An 18309-nucleotide genomic window follows, 5' to 3' on the forward strand; every position below is an offset into this window, starting at 1 on the left:
CAACGGTGAGGAGTCTGATAACGACTCCAGTTCCGACTCTGTCGAGGCCGACACCGGGCCTGGTTCGGATGACATCAACGAATCGTCGGATGGAGCGGACTCAACAGACCAGTGACCTCTTGTGGCAGGCGGCAATTACCTGATCTCCCCGGGATGGCCCCTGGTGCGCCGAAGCGGAACGCCATCGTGATCATCGGTTACACTCTTGGATTAACGCTGTTAGCTGCCTTGCTCATCCGCTTCGTGTGACCCAAAATGCCACACGAGTTGTCTTTTAATATGCTCTTCCGGCTAAAGACGGAGAGATCCCAGGCGTTGAGATATTAGCTGAACGCTCTTCTGTAGGGGATTGTCGATACTGCTGAGCTACTGTTGAGTCGAAGAGGACAAGCACACCGCGTCAGCGGTGTTCGACACGGATGATTCTGCTAGATGCGTTTGGGTCGGAATCGGTCGCCGCGAGCTGTTACAACAGGTTCGCTGCCGTGACAGCGTTTCTTTCGTAGTTTCCATCGACCGGCTGTTTCAGGCGAGAATATATCTGAAAGTAGGATTTCAATAAGTCCTTAGGTGTCTATAAGTTCAGCATTCGTTATCTCAAACCGCGTTCCGCCGTCTGTCCCGTCCATAATACGAATCTGCCAATCGTGTGCAGTGGCGATCTGCTTGACGATGCTCAGTCCGAACCCCGTCCCACTCGTCGACTGCGAGTAGCCGGCCTCAAAGACAGCATCGCGTTCGTCGAGTGGAATTCCTGAACCATCGTCTTCAATATAGAACCCGCCGTCTAGTTCTCCGACCGTCACGGTCACGTCCGCCCCGCCGTGCTCAACCGCGTTTCGAAACAGATTCTCAAACACCTGCTTGAGACGACTGCTGTCTGCCAACACGGTCTGATCGGTCATAGTAAGTAAGCGCCCTTGCTCCGTCTCAACGTTCTCCCAGCACCTGTTGGCAATTGTGGTGAGATCGACCGGCTGAGCGTCAGTGACCTTTCTGCCGTCCCGAGCAAGTGCGAGGAGATCCCTGATCAGCGCCTCCATCCGCTCTAACGCCTGTTGGAGGCTGTCGAGATGGTCGCTGTCACACTCCTCGCTTACCAGTTCTAGCCGTCCGGTGGCGACGTTCAGCGGGTTCCGAAGGTCGTGTGACACAACACTGGTGAACTCTTCCAGTCGCTGTTGACGTGCTATCCGCTCGGTGATGTCCTGAATCGTGCCGCGCACACCAACGATGTCGCCGTCTTCGTACCGCGGCTCGCCGCGAGAACGGACCCATCGCACCTCGTCGTTCGCGGTGACGATGCGTAACTCCACGTCGTACGGTTCGCCGTCGGCTATCGCACGTTCCACGGCATCCCGAATCGTCGTCTGATCCTCGAAGTGGTAGAACTCGATTCCATCCTCAACCGTCGGCTCGAAGTCCGTGTCGACGCCGTGAATCCGGTAGATTTCCTCTGTCCATCGGAGCGACTCAGTTCGGAGGTCAAGCTCCCAACCACCGACGTCTGCGACGGTTTGTGTCTGCGCAAGGAATTGGTTGGCCTGTTTGAGTTCTTGCCTCTGTTGCGTGCGCGCTGTGACATCACGGTATAACCACATGTTCGCTTCACCCTCCGGCAGGATGTACGGGACGTAATCACGTTCAAGCACGCGGCTGTCCGTGAGGTGGAGTTCCTCATCTTGAACTGGCTCTCGCTGGTCGAGTCGCTCAGTAATTCCCTCGATAAACGCCTCTGAATCGATGAATTGGGACTTGAGTTCTTCAGCCGCCGCAGCGCAGTCGCGTCCGATGAGTTCCTCGCCGTCGACCGGAATGCCAAGCGTTTCGCCTAGGCGGTCGTTTGCGATGAGTACGTCACGTTCAGCATCCTCAACGAGTACACCCATCGGCAGCGTTTCGACGATTGTGCGAAGAACAGTATTTGTCCGCTCAAGCTCTTTTTCACGCTTTTTACGCTTAGTGATATCTCGCAAAATCCCAACAGATCCCCCGAAAGATTCCCCTTCGTAAGGCAAGACGCCCATATGGTCCTCACAGGAGATTGGTTTACCTTGGCTGGGCTGAACCTCGATTTCGAATTGTACGCTATCGGGCCCGTTCGATGAAAGAACCCGCCCGAGATTGGTTTGCGAACGGTTGATCTCCTCTGAAGATTTGATCAGTGCTGGTGACGCTCCGATAATCGTCTCCCGGTCGTACCCAACCATTTCGATGAACGCGTCGTTCACGTATTCGAACTGTCCTGTCTCATCGAGCACGTAGACCGGGTCGTTGAGAGTCTCGACGAGCGTTCGAAATTGGGTGAGTGCGATCTCCTGTTCCTGTTCCACAGAGCGATCCCGCACCGAACAAATTAGCTCACCGGTCTCGGCCCGTGTGACGGTGTGGTCCTCAAGAAAGGTCGTTCCGTCAGCCCGAAGCCCAGTCGTTTCGCCTCGCCAGTAGCCGTCCTCTGCGACCGTCGGCAAGATAACGTCCCGTGCGATCGTTGTGTCGCCATCGGGGTAGATCAGTTCCCAGTGTTCCCCCTCCATCTCGTCGGGGTCATATCCGTAGATATCCGCGTACGCCTGATTGACATAAATATATTCACCGGCCTCATTGAGGATGCTGACGCCTTCTTGTGCCGTTTCAATTGCTTTGCGCTGGCGCTTTCGGTCTTGTTCTGCACGATGTCGTTGGACGGCGTTTCGCAGTCGGTTCGCCAATACGGTGTACTGGTCGGTCCCACGTTTTTTCTGAAGATAGTCCGTTACGCCAGCGGAGATAGCTTCACCAGCAATCTCCTCAGAACCCTTGCCAGTAAACAGCACGAATGGCAGGTCAGGGGAGTTCTCTCGGACGGATTTGAGAAACTCGATACCGTTCTGTGTAGGCATATCGTAATCAGAGACGATACAGTCGAAGTCGCCACAAGAGAGATGTTCTAACCCCTCACTGGCGCTCGTCGCCGTCGTGACGGTGAAGCTATCATCCTCGCGTTTCAGAAACTCCGCAGTTAACTCAGCGAAGTCCGGCTCGTCGTCGACGTGAAGCACGTGGATATTCGTTTCGCTGTTCATGGATAGGTATTATAATGGGTAGTAATAATACTATGCCAGAATTTCTCAAGACAGAAAGCTGAATCCGTTACGCTCTTGTAGCGGATTGTTGATAGATTGTAGTCTTGCGATTTGCGGTGCGTGAATCAAATTAATAGTCCACGGTAGAGGTGTTTAGCAAGTCGATTAGTGTCCCGCTCAGCTAGCAATGACTGTTCCAACAATCTCCTACAGAAGGCCGATCGGTTTGGTGTCATTCAAATAGAAAATTGACAAAGGTTTATAGATTGTTTAGTCAATAAACAAGTGTTGACAGATTCGATCACTGCCGAGTTCGGCGCCATGGTCGACCTCAGTCGGTCGACGAGCGGTACGCCGAGTCGTGGGCGTATCGCGATGACGCCTACACAGATTCGCGTCCAGACCGGGGAAGTAGCGCGCCGGATCGACATTGACGAGGTTTTCGATATTGTACGGGATGTTTCGATGGCCGCCGCTGCCGACTCGACGGAGACTGTCACGCTGGCGTTCGACAGCGGAAACCGGCGCGAGACACTCGCCATGCGAGCCGACGCTGCGACGCTCGTGAAGTTCCAGCGTCTGCTTTTTAAACAACTGCTCGTCGACGTACAGGTGTCTGTCTCCCACCGACGCGCGGACGACCAAACTGACAACAGACGATCCTGTCGACTCGCCGTCTCAGCCACAGCGATACGACTCAAACCGACAGATGGCGGCGATCGGATCACCGTTGACCGGGACGACATCGCTCGGTTCAGCCTCTCGGGAGCCGATGCGCCGGTAGTCGTCTTGTACCTGAACGCGCCGGACCGGACCGAACGGATCAGCGTTCAGTTTCCGTCGTTTCGCCTACTAAACCTCTTTGGCCGGTACCTTCGCGCTGACCTGCTCGCGGTCGATGCGCTCGGGTCGGTGTCGGACGGGAGCGGTCCCATCGAGTTACTACTCGTCGACGATGACGAACAGAGCCTTGAGATGACCCGCGTCTTCTTGAGCGAACAGTCAGACCGACTCTCGATAACCGAAGCGACGAGCCCTCTGGCAGCGCTCGAACGTCTCTCTGAACTCTCTCACGTCGAGCAAATCGACTGTATCGTCAGCGACTACAAGATGCCGGGTATGAACGGTATCGAGTTTCTCAACGCTGTTCGAGACCGCCATCCGGCGCTGCCCTTTATTTTGTACACTGGACGGGGCAGCGAGGAGGTAGCCAAGCAGGCAATCCTCGACGACGTGACTGACTACGTTGAGAAGGACGTCGGCCCGAAACAGTACGAAACTCTCATCGAACGGATCAAGAAGGCTGTTCGGTGACCGGCGGTCCGATCGACTTGCTATTTTTTCTGGTGAGGAAGAAAGAGTTCCGGGTAGATCCATAGAGTAATCAACAATATCCTACAGAAGAGCGTATTTCGAATCTAGTGCTCGGAGGGTAAAGAGCTGTATTATATTATATTATATATTTGAAAACTAGAATGTCAACAGAGCCAGCAAGATGACTGTCACTCTGTATTGCCACCATCACCTACTACCTTGACCGAACTACCTGCCTGCGCTCCGGCATGTTCACCCGCTATATCGATAACCCGGTTAGGGTCCGCATCAATAGTGAACCCGCTGAGCCGGTCTTGAAGCTTCCCCGCTCGTTCTTTGAGATTGTCTGCATTCTGAGAGACCTCCGCAAGCGACGATGTTTGTTCTTCGGCTGCTGCGGAAACATTATCCGACTCGCTGTTCACCTCATTTGCCGCGTGAGCGACCTCCTCGACGATGCTTACGACCTCCTCCGTAGAGGCAGCTTGGCTGTCTGTTGCGTCACTAATCTCCTGAATACCATCATTCACGCCTTCGACAGTGGTCGTGATCTCATCGAGCGCAGCGAGAGCCGACTCAACCGTGTCTGCGCCCGAACGAACCTGTTCCTGCATTAACTCCATATCCCCAACGGCTTCACCAGAGGTAGACTGCACACGTTCAATCCGCTCGGTGACGTCATCAACCGCCTCCGCTGTCTCCTCTGCAAGCTCTTTCACTTCGTCTGCCACTACAGCGAACCCGGACCCGGCCTCACCGGCACGAGCCGCTTCTATCGAGGCATTCAGCGCAAGCAGGTTCGTCTGTTCAGCAATATCCTCGATCAACTCAACAACATCTCCGATTTCCTCAAGTTCGTCCGCGAGCGTGTTGACCTGCTCGACCGTCTGCTCAGACTGCGACTCGATATCCTCCATCTCATCAATCGCCTCTGTCGCGGCCGCTTGACCGCTATTGCTGAGTTCAACGGCATCCTGAGAAGCTGTGGCAACTTCATCCGCTGAGGACGCAACCTCTTCAACGGTTCCGGAAAGATTCTGCATCTCATCCGATGCCTCTCGGCTCTGCCCGTGCTGTGTATCCGCGTCTGCCGCAATCGCTTGGATAGAGTCCGCGACTTGCTCGCTCGCACGCTGCGTCTCTGCCGTCGATGCACTCACCTCTTCACTCGCGGACGCGACCTCATCTGCGAAGTTTTGAATCTGCGCGAACGTCAGCTCAAGATCCTCTACCATATCGTTGAAGGTGGTGGCGATCTCCACCATCGCCTCGTTATCTACGTCGGTGTCAAGCCGGCGGGTGAAGTCACCAGCCGCACACTCAACCATGACCGATTGGTAGTCGGCAGCGGCCTGCTCAAGTTCCGCATTAAGCTCCTGCATCTCTTCGCGCTGTTCGGCCGCCTCTACTTCCTTCTCTTTGGCACGATCTCTCGCTTGCTTCGCTTCTTCTAGTTTCTCTTGGACCTTCTCGCGGGCCTGTTGTCGCTGAATCGCGAGCGATTGCCAGAGGAACGTGATTGTCCCCGCAAGCATCAACACGCCAACAGCGTGTATCCCACCCCAAACGATCGGGTTAGCCATCGCTGCCTGATGGTTGTAGACCGTGAACCACTCGATAAGCCCGAAGACGCTGTGTTGGATAGCGACATACCCAATCGTGATCGCAAACGGTACCCAGTCTTCATACAGTGCAACAACCCCGACTCCCACAAAGTAGAGAAAATGTGCCTCGATGAATCCACCAGTAAAGTAGGCTAACACCGACGCCTGTGCCATGAACGCGACCGCGCCCGTAGCTGCCCGAACTCGACGAGAAAGTGCCGGGACTGCAGCTGTCACTGCCAATCCCAACACCATACCACTGCCGACCACGGAGTGTAACATCGGGATGACCGGCAGTTCAGCACCGGTGATCGACTCCGCGCCCACCATTCGACTCACACCGAAGACAAACGGAAGTAACGCGAGTGTAAACGCCAAGACACCAATATGTCGCCGTTTGAACGTCTCGTCAGGAATCTCTTTACCATTCGGCGTATTCTCGATATACGTTTTAAGCGGCGATTCTGTATCTCCCAATTGCATATACACTTGCTGTACGATACCATACTTAGTCTCTCGCCTCAAGTTCTCGTTTTTGAGAACGTCTTAAGTTGTTGAGTCAGATGACGGGGTCGGGGCCACTGGTTGATGTTGATCGAGGTTATTTATACTCCACTTCGGGGATTCCTCGCTTTTAGAGCGGGGAGGATATCAGTGAAAACCTCTAGGCGTATGTATGCAGTTGTATTGGCACCGTCGCACGCTTCGGCCAAGTCCAAATCCGGGGCTTTCGACCGCCCTCACCGCTGCTGAGCGGGATGATAGTCGTGTGATGTCAGTGTTCGTGCTGGATGACGCGATTTTGTCACAGGCCGACGGCCTGGGAGTTGCATTCATGCTCGGTTCCCTCCGTAAGCTTCGAGACTGGTATCAAGGCTATGGTAGTGATCTCGTGATACAACACGGAGACCCGACCGACATCGTGGGTCATATCGCGCGGACTATCGGAGTCGAACGGGTTGTGTGGAACCAAGATTACTCACGACTGGCTCGTCAGCGTGACCGTGCGGTTCAGCGTGTGCTCACTCGCACTGGAGTGACCTACACGTCCGTTCCAACCGGACAGGCAGCCAGGACGAGTTCATCTACAACGCTACCCCCGGACCCAGAGGCGTATCTGGCTAACCCACATACACTAGCTATTGAAACTAGAGAGGTGCCACGACTTTCAGACCTTCGTGAAGAGGAATACGACTCTGCGCCCCTCACCGCTGGTACTAAATCTGCTCGAAAGCAATTACGAGCTCTGTCAAACGGAACGACGTATCGTCGGTATGATGACGGTAGGTCGTTTTTATCTTAATATGAGATAGTGCTCGATCGGGTCCAAAGAGTGAGATTCACAAGACTAAGATCTCGTACTTCTAGCCGGCGCGAATGTTTCCTGTCCTAGTTTTTCTGCGATACTGGTTGCCCTGACTATCATTTACAATATTTTGTTGCGTAACTATTTATAAATCAGATATACAGTCTCAGATATGTTAGATAAGATTGCGATTGACCGGTTGGACCTTCGGCCGAAACTCATCATCGCATTCGTCTTAGTGGCGTTACTGGTGGGCGTCACCGGCGCGGTCGGATACCAAGCCGTTGGAGATGTCGATGAAGAGGCACACGTCATCTCTGAAGACGGCGACAAAATCGATGCCTCGCTAAACATGCTCGTAGCCATCGAAGAGCAACAAGTCGCCATACACGCCGCACTCCTCGGTGAAGAGGGAGAGCAGTCCAATTTCGAAGCAGCAGGTGGGAGATTCGACGAATACTCCGCCAAGTTACAACAACAAGAGCTGAGCGAAGCAGAACAAGCAGAATTTGAAGAATTACAGGAACAACACGAACAGTACTCCAGAACTGCTCAGGAACTGTTTACAGCCTTAGAAGCCGGTGATATGGAGCAAGCGCAGGCAAAGAGCGATGAGTTAGACGCGATCGTCGCAGATACCAAAGACTCGGCGCAGACGCTCGAGCAGGCAGCTATCGAAGACAAAGAGTCATCGGTTGTTGCAGCCGACAGCACGACACAAGCCGCACAGTTGGAAGTTCTCGGGCTGACCATCGGAGCGTTCATCGTAGCGATTATGATCGGCCTATTCGTCGCCGGTCGCATCACACCACCAATCAAGCAGCTATCGAACGGGCTCACCGCGATCAGTAACGGAGAACTCGATAAGGAGGTAGGTCAACACGTCGAGAATGATGAAATCGGGCGGATGGTAGAGGCATACACCAAGATGCAAGAAAACCTCGAAGGCGTGTTTTCCCAGATTGGAACCGCAAGTGAAGGGCTCAAACAGGGGGATCTCAACTGGGAATTTGAATCTCAATACCCCGGAACGTACGGTGAGACGATAACCAATCTTGAAACGGGTGCCGGCGAGCTCGCGGCAAGTTTCGAGCAAATTCAGAGCGTTAGTAGCGACCTTCAACAGGGTGTGCTCGATGACGACGTCAACACCAACCGCCCCGGCCAGTACGGTGCCGTGCTTGATGACCTCGCGGTGGGGACGACCCAGCTGACGAACAGTTTCGAGCAAATATCGACTGCGAGCGACCGGCTAGAGCAGGGTCAACTCGCGCAAGATATCGACACCGACTACCCAGGAGCGTACGGCGACGTGCTATCGAACCTAGAGAACGGGATTGACCGTCTTAGTGATAGCGTTGGTAGTGTCAAAGATATTGTCGAGAGCGTCGCCACTTCAAGTGATGTGGTTACACAAAACACCGAAGAAGTCAAGCAAGCAAGCGAGGAGGTTGCCGGGTCCGTCGAGGAGATCTCACATGGGGCAGACACGCAGAGTGAAAATCTACAAGAAGTCGCTAACGAGATGAACGACATGTCCGCTACGGTCGAAGAGATTGCGTCTTCGGCAGATCAAGTGGCTGCAACGGCTGGAGCAGCCGTTGAACAGGGGAATGAAGGGCGTGAGTACGCCTCGGAGGCGACTGAAGAGATCGAGTCGATAGAGCAACAAGCCGACGAGGCAGCCGCACAGGTCAAGGCTCTCGAAGAGGATATGGATGAGATTGGAGAGATTGTAGAGATGATCTCCGGGATCGCCGAGAAAACAAACATTCTGGCGCTGAACGCGTCGATCGAGGCAGCGCGTGCTGGAGAAGCTGGAGAGGGGTTCGGTGTTGTAGCCTCTGAAGTCAAATCGCTCGCAGAGGAAGCAGGAAAAGCGACGACTGCTGTAGAAGAGCGGATTGAGACTGCGCAAGAAAGTACAACGGAAACAGTTGCGGGAATGGAAGAGATGAGCGAGCGCGTTGAGCGCGGGTCGGAAACGATCGAGAGTGCAATTGAGATGTTTGATGAGATCGCGGACGCAGTACAGGAGGCTGAGAGCGGCATCCGAGAAATTAGTGACGCGACGGATGACCAGGCCGCCTCGACAGAGGAGGTCGTCTCGGTGGTAGATGAGGTGGCAAGTGTAAGTGAACAGACCGCCGCGGAGGCGAGCAACGTGTCGGCGGCGACCGAGGAGCAGACGTCGTCACTCGCGGAAACGACCGAAACGATTCAAGAACTCTCGGCGCTGGCTGATGATCTCAACGATCAGGTGACTGGGTTCGAAACACAACAAGAAACGACAGTTCAGGCAAACACACAGTCTCAGATGGCCGCGGATGGCGGCAATGTGTCGTCTGAGTCTCGCTGCGAGGAGGAAAGCAACTGAATTGACTCCTCTCCCCCACTGTTGGGAGATATTTTGAGTCGTAGAATTCCAATAGTAATGACACAAAAGAATTTTGCGACTGTAATAACCTATTTATAATAGATAGAATAAAATACGCATGGAGGTAGCACAGGCGGCGTATATCGCGGTGTTTGCTCTCGCGACGCTCATTTCGGGTTATGGGGCTTGGCGAGCAACCGATATCGCCGAGCGTGATACACGCCTTGGGCTTGTGTCAGTGTTCGTTCTGGCTGGTGGGTGGACAGCGACAACTGCGATACAATTCGCGATCAGTTGGGTTTCAGCAGCCGTATGGTTGCGAATCATCGGGTTAATTGTTGGACTTGCTAGTATTGGCGCGTGGCTATACTTTGCGTCAGCGTACGCAGGTCACGAATACCACCGGCGCCCCGCACTGCGGCGTCTTGCGGTTGGACTGTACCTCGTCGCTGTCGCTATCAAACTCACTAACCCCACGTATAATCTCTACTTCACTGCCTATGTCTCAACCGAACCGTTCGCGCACCTTGCGTTTAATCCCGGTGTTACCTATTGGTTGATCTCCGGGGCGGCATACCTGTCGGTCGGGGTTGCAACGGTCTGGCTGATCGAAGCCGTGACTACCTCTCGCATCAGAGACTGGCGGCTCGGGATCGTTGTAGTCCTCACAGCCGTCCCAGCAGTAGTGGACGTCGCTATCGGACTGGGGCGCGTCCCGGCGCAGTTTGTCGAGACGAGCTATGCTCCTCTTGGAATGGCCGTTTTCGCGTTGGGAAGCTTCGTGTTTTTGAATGAGACGTTTCGCCCGATTCCACGGTTCTGGCGAAAACAGGTGCTTACACATCTCAACGAAGCAACGGTCATCGTTGACGCCGATGGAGAAATCAGACACATAAGCCCCACCGCCGCTGAGACATTCGATGAGCTCCGCGGGGCCGGTGAAACGAGCTTCGCTGACACGGCACCAAAATTGTATGAGTGTACCGTTCGAGACGATCCGATCTTCGAGTGGGAAGCTGACGGTGAAACTCGGCATTACCGGGTGATCGAGACGGGGTTACCGAGCGAGCGAGTGGGCGCGCACCGAGTATACGTGTATACCGAAGTGACGGCATCCGAGCGGACACGCCGCGAACTCCATCGCAAATCCAGAGTGATGGATAAGGCCCCGATTGGAATCACGATATTCGATTTACATCAGGAAGACGATCCGCTCGTGTATGCAAACAATCGGTTTGATGAACTAGCGCAGAATGATCTGGAGGATCGGTCTGACCTCACAGCGCTGTTCTGTGATGGCAAAGATTCGGAAATGGCCGCAACGGTCCAGAGAGCCGTCGAAGAAGGTGAATCAGTAACCATCGAGCGCTGTGACAACCACGATGATCGACCGGAATTCTGGACAAAAGAAACGTTTGCTCCTATTACCGACACAGAGGGTACGATCAGTGAATTCGCCGGTTTCCACCGGGATGTCACAGAAGACAAAGAGAAACAGGAGCGGCTCCGACAATACAAATCGGCAGTCGAGGCGTCACCTACGTGGATCTTCTGTATTGACTCATCAGAGCGACTTATATTCGCTAACGAGAACTTTCGGCAGTTTTATGGACTTGATTCGGGCCGAGTTCGTGGGACGCAAATTGATTCGATTGTTGAAAAAAGTACTGCTGAGGAGATTGAACCCGCAATACAACAAGCGCTGGATGGAGAATCAGTTGTTTTTGAACTCGAAACTGAGGCCAATACGGGTGAAAGACGGCGCTTCGTTCGGGCTGTCCTTTCGCCATTGTGGGACGACGATGGAGCGGTTACCGGTGTAGTGGGGTCGGTTCATGATCTTAGCGAGGTTAGACAACGTGAGCAGCAACTTCAGGTTCTCGATCGAGTGCTCCGTCACAATATAAAGAACACGATGAACATTGTAAAAGGGAGTGCTGAGCTGATTGAACAGCAGACAACTGACCCCGAAGTTGTGAACACCGCTGAAACAGTCTCGGAGCACAGCCAGAAGTTGATTGATATGGCTGGGAAAATACGACAGGTCACAAAAGTTCTCTCGCAGTCGCGAACGGCTGAGTCAACCGATCTTGCACAGTCGGCCGAATACGCAGTATCAAACACTCAAGCAGAATTCCCTGAGGCAGACATTACGCTGGAAACGTCGAATGAGCCGGTCAGCGTTCCAAATGGAACGATCGAAACAGCGGTCGAGGAACTTATCGAAAACGCGGTTATCCATTCAGACCGTGACCAACCGTCAGTTTCGATTCGGGTCTGGTCAGATAATGACGCATCGTATCTCGAAGTGAGTGACAGCGGGCCGGGTATTCCGGATGAGGAGCGCGATATACGGACTGGTGAAGAAACGATTCAGCCTGTTCTTCATGGGTCTGGTCTTGGACTATGGCTCGTGAAAGCGATCGTTGAACAGGCTGGTGGAGTACTCCAATTTAACGATAATGAGCCACGGGGAACGACGGTGAGAATGGTGTTCCGATCTTCTAACGGTCTCAATCTTGTAGGTTAAGACAATATCTTAGAGGCCCTCTCGATACGTGTCCCTTGCTGTATCACCCTGTGCGGGGGTGTCTCTGAGAAATGATGTCAATCTTAGTAATCTCGAATCGTGTACCGTTGTCACTTCCTTCGGTAATACGAATGTCCCACCCATGTGCTTCAGTAACCTGCTTAACAATACTTAATCCAAATCCAGTACCTTCCGTACCCGGAGAGTATCCCGCCTCAAATACAGCCGTGCGATCTGTAGCCGGAATACCGGGGCCATCATCTTCAATATAGAAGCCATCTTCAACTTCCCCGACCCTCACAGAAACATCTGACCCACCATACATCACTGCGTTTGACAAAATATTCTCCAACAACTGACGAAGACGCGTCCGATCTGCGCTGATATATTGCTCTGTGTCGATGGATAATGTAGCGTTCTGTTGATCAACACTCGACCAACTTTCTTCAGTAAGTTGTGCTAACTCTACAGCCTCCAGATTGAGCGCTTCTGTTCCGATTCGTGCAAAAGTTAACATGTCGTCGATCAAGTGGTCCATTCGTTCATGAGCAGCGGCGACCTTTCGAAGAGGCTCACTATCTTCCTCCTCACGCACGGTTTCGAGGTATCCTTGAGCGATATTCAGTGGGTTGCGGAGGTCGTGGCTGACTACTGAGGCAAACCGATCTAGACGCTCAATTTGCTGTTTCAGTTCTTGCTCTTTTTCGATGCGATCAAGAGCTGTTTTTGAGTGACTCACAAGTAGCTCAGCTAACTCAATATCGTCTACAGTAAACGCAGACTCAGTCGTACTAACCGCCTGAAAAACACCGTGGTCGTCGATTGGAACACTTATGCCTGACCGATAGTCCGGCTTCGCGGGGTCCGTATTGTCATCCGGTTCTATTGTGTTAACAAGTTGCGACTCTCCGGTCTGATATGTTTTGCCTGCTAATCCTTGGTCAAGACGCATCTGACGACTTCCGTCTGCTGGAGCATCTTTTGATGTGCCGCGCGGAACGAGCCACTCGCCATCGCGAATCAAGATAGTACAAAGATTAAAATCCAGAATATCTGATGCGGCACTAACCGTTAAATCACAGACACTCTCAGTCGTATCCTGAGATTGAAGTCTGGTCGCAACGTCATGTAGAGCCTCAATCGTTTCGCTAGGCGAGTTGGTCATATCAAACAAATGGGAGCACAGCCGGTAAAATTACTTGTTAAAGGAGTAGAAGAAGTCACTTCCCAGCTGCCAACGGGAGCCTAATCGTAATCTCGGTCCCACCTTGCTCGCGGTCGTCAACACGAATCTTTCCGCCAGAGTGAGTGATGGTCCAATAGACGAGCCACAATCCGAGTCCGCTGCCGTGAGAGAGTGTCTCGATAGCTCCGCCCGATTCAAGAACGTTTCTGTCAAACTCCGGAATACCCGGACCATTGTCTCGCACGCGGAGGATACCCCACGAACTGTCAGCAGTAAGGTCAACAGATACACGTGGTTCGTCGCTGTCGTTGTGGACTACAGCATTAATCAGTAGCTCTTCGATAGCGGTATCAATCGAGTCAGACGCAGAGACAACAAGTTGAGCCGGGGCCGAAACATCGATACTTGCGTTAGACCAATTTTGACCCGTCTCTTCCGCAAGATTTCGAACTACCTGTCCGAGGTCTACCGGGGCCGGGTCGCGTGGATCACTGAGGCCGTCAGTGATCTTTCGTGACTTCTCGCTCGTCGTCAACAGGCCGTTAGCTCGCTCAACGATGATATCGGCAGCAGCCTTGAGGTCACCATCGAGTTCATTTTGAAGCTGCTTGCCTCGACCACGGATTACATTCACATCGTTGCGAATATTATGGCGCAAAATATTGTCGAAGACTTTCAACTGTCGCGTCCGCTTGTCGAGATTGGTGACATCCCGACAGATCGCAACTGTGCCTGTGAGTTCTCTATCCTCATAGTAGGGGTACCGGCTCGTGTAGAAGACCGCCTCCTTGTCAGTATGTGTGAACGTCGGCTCAACACTGTATTCGACTGGCTGTTCGGTCTCGATTACACGCTGTTTCTGCCGGGCAATCTCTGTGGCAGTGGCTGCGTCCATAAACTCGTATTCACCATCGCCGAGTAATTCATCCCTTGAGAGCCCGGCAAACGAGCACAGTGCGTCGTTAACCAGTCGAAACTCTCCCTCACAGCTCTGGAGCATAATTGGATCCTCAAGCCGCTCAACAATATCACGATATAAGGAGAGCCGTTGCTCAATCTCTTTGCGCTCGGTGATATCTCTTTGGACTGCGACGAAGGCTTTCGGCTCACCATCTTCGACAATTGGCGCGATAGTTTGATCTGCGACGTACTGGGAGCCGTCTCGTCGTTGGTTTGTAATTTCTTCATGCCACGTGTCGCCAGCGGTGATCGTCTCCCAAAGATCACTGTAGTAGTCGTCGGTCATCGCTCCAGAACTGATAAGCTCTGGTGACTCACCGACAGCTTCAGTCCGACTGTAACCCGTAATCGATTCGAACTCTGAGTTGACGTACTTGATCGTTCCTGTCGCGTCGGACATCCAGATGGCGTGACCAGAGGATTCAACCGCTTGTTTGAATAGTTCCAGCGTCTCCGTCCGTTTTTTGAGACGCAGTGATTGGGTTCGCAGCCTCGTAAGTGCTTCTACCCGCCATTCTAATTCAGCCTTTTTGATCGGCATCGAAACCACTTCATCAGCGGTTTCGAACACAACGCTGTCGGCAATCTCACCACGATCGGTTTCAATAACGGAGAGGTCTGCTCCCGGAATGAGCAGAAGGCATGGCAAGAGAGCGGGCTCAGCCTCGCGTTTCCGAGCTCGGAGCGTCTCAGCATGCGTCTGTAACATCTCCCCATCAACGATACAACAATCGAATGTCGCTGTTTCGACTGGCTGGTCAGGATCGACAAGCGTGTAGCTATCGTGGGATTCAATCCACTCAACAATCAGCCGCCGATCTCCTTTATCAGAGAGTAAAGGGAACAAGGCCGCTTGGTCAGTAACATCATCAGAGGAGTCATTTACAGAAAGTGTATCGTTCATCGATCACCCCCCTCGCTACTGTTTGTAGCCTCAGTCGTCAGTAACTCAACAACAAAGGCTACGCCAGGTTGATCCGTCTCAGTTGCTTCTCTGGGCAATTCATCCTCACTGCAATCCGCGATCCAGACTTTCCCATCGTAACTCTCAACAAGATTATCAACGAGGAACAAACCCATTCCGGTCCCCCCGCTCTCTAGTCCCTTCTGACCTTCTTGAAACAGATCTTTTCGGACGTCGGCTGGAATTCCTGGTCCGTTGTCAGCCACTCTGACACGGACGGTGTCATCCAACTCTTCAACGGTGATGACTACCTTCGGATCTGGTCTTTGATTGTGTTGGACCGCATTGTTGACAAGGTTCCGAAACACTGACGAGAGCAACTTATTCGCCAGTACCCGCGTTTCTTGATCGGGTGGGTCTGGCATCGTAATTTCTGCGTCGGAAAACGTCTCCCGACGCTTTTCGAGTTCTTCAGTGAGGAGTTGTCGAAGTGAGATCGGCTTGAGATCTGGCGTTTCATCACCGTGAATGAGTGCTGATAGGTCACGGGCAACGTTTGTGAGTTCGATAACATGATTTCCTGCCCGGAGGACCCGGTCAAGTTTCTCTCTACCGTCCGAAGAGAGCTCATTTTCAAGCATTTCTCCCCACGAAACAATGACGTTCATATCATTTCGGATATCATGACGGAGAACTCTGTTCAACACGTCGAGTTGCTCACGTTGCTCACGAAGACGTTCTTGGAGATCTCGGAGATCAGTAATTTCGTGATTAACGGCGATGAACTGTGTGATATCACCATTTGGGTTTTCAACCGGAGCAATTGTTTGTTGGACAATATACCTCTCGCCGTCTTTGCGTCTGTTGACAACTGTGCCATGCCACGTCTCACCGGCGGTGATAGTCTCCCACAGCTCTTCATAGAACGCCTCATCATGTTCACCAGATTTGAGCATCCGCGGGGTATTTCCGACGACTTCCTCACTTGTATACCCTGCTTGTGACTCAAAACCTCTATTGACGTACTCAATTGTCCCGTTGACGTCGGTGATCAATACTCCGTGACCGGCGTGTTGGTCGCGGATTTGGCGGAGTTGCTCACGTCGGTTGAACGCGACAGTCGACTGGTCTCGCAGGCGGAGAGCCATCTCTAGTTGTTCGCCAAGTCTGTGTTCTGCGAGTGGCATATCGATCAGCCCATCGATAGCATCCCACAACTCTGGGTGTGTCTCACGGAGACGATTACAGACCTGGCGGTGCTTTGCCTCGGGGACCAACAACAGGTACGGCAGCACAACCTGCTCATGTTGCTTTCGTGTGAGCAGTTCCGAGCGGTGCTCATTGAAGGCTGTCCTGTCGACGAGACAGCAGTCGAACGCCGCCTCAGCGATATCTACGCCCTCAACAATCGTATATTGATCATGTGTGGTTAGCCACTCTGTGAGGACGCGTCGGTTCCCTGGGTTACTAACCAGCAGCAGGACACGCTTCGCTTCGTCGGCTGTCTCTTGGTAGGACGGCTGTTCGTTCGTGGACATGAGATTTGATCGTGGGCTTGTATTGAGTGCGTGTGTCACGCGAAGGCTACGCTTGGTCGGTATCAGCCACGTCGCGATCGGTACCGCCAGCATCCTCGTTCCAGTCGGGCGTCCCAGTGAGAATGCCCCGAAGTTGTGGGAGAGGCTCCCCAACGCGTATCCCGTCGGCCGTAATCGCAAGTTCGCGAAGGCTGCGTTCGAAATCGCTCGTTCGCATTTTCAGTGTCCCAATCACTTTCCGCATCTCACCGCGGTACTCGACGTGACGCAGGAACACAATATTATCGGCAAGATTGCTCGTCCGCTCTTCAGACGCTTGGAAGTCCCCGGTGATATTGTGGACTTCATTAACAAGGAGGGTAGTGACACCAGCAGCCCGCAGGAACCGGCCAATCCGCACCAAAGCACCCGTCGTGTCGGCAAGTCCACGGAGATTTTCTTGGAAGCCTTGTGACCCATCAATCATCACAACCTCAGTCCCGTCGGTAACGGCCTCCCGGAGGAGTTGCTCAAATTCACCAACCGTGTACTCATCGGGAGAGACTTCAACGATAGAGAGTTCACCGCTTTCCAGCGCAGCCTGAAGTGGAAGCCCAATTGCTTCTGCGCGATCACGAATGGTCCATTCTGCTTCTTCGAACTGGAATAACACGCTCTGTTTGCCCGCAAGTGCTGCTTGAATGAGAAACTGAAGCCCAGTCGTCGTCTTGCCGACACCGGTTGGCCCGCTAAGCATTGTTATCGTGCCCTGATCTAAGCCGCCATAGAGCAACTCATCGAGTTCGTCCACGCCAGACGACAGCGGTTCCGTGTCGATCACTTGTTTCTGCGTATCGGGCACGAGTGCCGGCCATACTTCCAGTCCCGCCGCAGAAATATCGTAGAAATGATCCCCACGCCGGAACGACGACCCTCGGAACTTAGAGATACTGACCATCCGGCTCTCAGGAGTCACATCAAGAGAAATGACAGTATCAACAAGAAACTGAATATCATCGTCTGTGATTGGCCCGCCAGCTTGAGAGGTTAACATGCCCATCGCGTCAATTTCTTTGAGATAATCAAGGAGACCGAGGATTCCGGACCGGAATTGCCGCTCGTCAGTTGTAAGATGTCGGAATTCTGTGATTGGGTCCAGTAACACGCGGTCTGGGTCGATCTCATCAATCTTCTCACGGAGATCGGCAATAAAGTCCGGCTGTTCGACTTCCGCTGACTCAAAGACGCTGTACGAGTTACGCTCTGAGAACTGTTCTTGAGTCGGGGAAATATTATGGAAGTGAATTTGCTCGGTATGAAGATCGAACGCATCTGCGGTTTCCTCAACATACGCCTGTGGCTCACCCATGTTGACGTACAGAGATGTCTCGCCAGCGTCTATCCCCGCCGAAAGAAAATGTAAGCCGAAAATTGTCTTCCCTGAACCAGGAGACCCGCGTATAAGCACGTTTCGCGGGTGGATGAGACCGCCGTTTAAAATATCGTCCAACCCACTAATACCCGTAGACAATCGCTGACCTGTCAT

10 protein-coding genes are annotated in these 18309 nt (G+C 53.0%); 4 read left to right on the forward strand and 6 right to left on the reverse strand.

Features of this window, described 5'->3' with window-relative positions:
* Window positions 1-566: 566 nt before the first annotated feature.
* The gene (locus Z052_RS17005; RefSeq protein ID WP_099289281.1) at window positions 567-3065 is read right to left on the reverse strand and encodes a PAS domain S-box protein; all 2499 of its coding nucleotides are present in this window, start codon (window positions 3063-3065) and stop codon (window positions 567-569) included.
* 321 nt (window positions 3066-3386) lie between these two features.
* On the opposite strand from Z052_RS17005, the gene Z052_RS17010 reads away from it, so the two are divergent.
* On the forward strand, window positions 3387-4379 hold the full coding sequence (locus Z052_RS17010; RefSeq protein ID WP_144050066.1) for a response regulator: 993 nt from the start codon (window positions 3387-3389) through the stop codon (window positions 4377-4379).
* Between the two features lie 188 nt (window positions 4380-4567).
* On the opposite strand, the gene Z052_RS17015 is transcribed toward Z052_RS17010, so the two are convergent.
* Window positions 4568-6466 carry a methyl-accepting chemotaxis protein gene (locus Z052_RS17015; protein ID WP_099289282.1) on the reverse strand — a complete coding sequence of 633 codons (1899 nt, stop codon included), beginning with the start codon at window positions 6464-6466 and terminating at the stop codon, window positions 4568-4570.
* A gap of 193 nt (window positions 6467-6659) precedes the next feature.
* Between Z052_RS17015 and Z052_RS21440 the strand changes: the two genes are divergently transcribed.
* From Z052_RS21440 to Z052_RS17030, 3 genes are all read left to right on the forward strand, one after another.
* Entirely contained in the window at window positions 6660-7286 is a 627-nt protein-coding gene (locus tag Z052_RS21440) for a deoxyribodipyrimidine photo-lyase (RefSeq protein ID WP_094520272.1), read from the forward strand.
* Between the two features lie 175 nt (window positions 7287-7461).
* Window positions 7462-9666 carry a methyl-accepting chemotaxis protein gene (locus Z052_RS17025; protein ID WP_099289283.1) on the forward strand — a complete coding sequence of 735 codons (2205 nt, stop codon included), beginning with the start codon at window positions 7462-7464 and terminating at the stop codon, window positions 9664-9666.
* A gap of 118 nt (window positions 9667-9784) precedes the next feature.
* A complete protein-coding gene (locus tag Z052_RS17030) occupies window positions 9785-12196 on the forward strand; it encodes a PAS domain-containing protein (protein ID WP_094520274.1) in 2412 nt (803 codons plus the stop codon).
* 43 nt (window positions 12197-12239) lie between these two features.
* Here Z052_RS17030 and Z052_RS17035 read toward each other — a convergent pair whose 3' ends face one another.
* Genes Z052_RS17035 through Z052_RS17050 form a run of 4 tightly spaced genes read right to left on the reverse strand, consistent with a single transcriptional unit; the run spans window position 12240 to window position 18309 of the window.
* A complete protein-coding gene (locus tag Z052_RS17035) occupies window positions 12240-13361 on the reverse strand; it encodes a GAF domain-containing sensor histidine kinase (RefSeq protein WP_094520275.1) in 1122 nt (373 codons plus the stop codon).
* Between the two features lie 55 nt (window positions 13362-13416).
* A complete protein-coding gene (locus Z052_RS17040) occupies window positions 13417-15246 on the reverse strand; it encodes a PAS domain S-box protein (protein ID WP_094520276.1) in 1830 nt (609 codons plus the stop codon).
* Window positions 15243-16784: a PAS domain S-box protein gene (locus tag Z052_RS17045; protein ID WP_158228718.1), complete on the reverse strand. Its 1542-nt coding sequence runs from the start codon at window positions 16782-16784 to the stop codon at window positions 15243-15245. Before Z052_RS17045 ends, Z052_RS17040 begins: the two co-directional genes overlap by 4 nt.
* A gap of 46 nt (window positions 16785-16830) precedes the next feature.
* The gene (locus tag Z052_RS17050; protein ID WP_094520278.1) at window positions 16831-18309 is read right to left on the reverse strand and encodes an ATPase domain-containing protein; all 1479 of its coding nucleotides are present in this window, start codon (window positions 18307-18309) and stop codon (window positions 16831-16833) included.

Source organism: Halorubrum sp. C191 (assembly GCF_002727095.1).
Lineage (GTDB): Archaea > Halobacteriota > Halobacteria > Halobacteriales > Haloferacaceae > Halorubrum > Halorubrum ezzemoulense.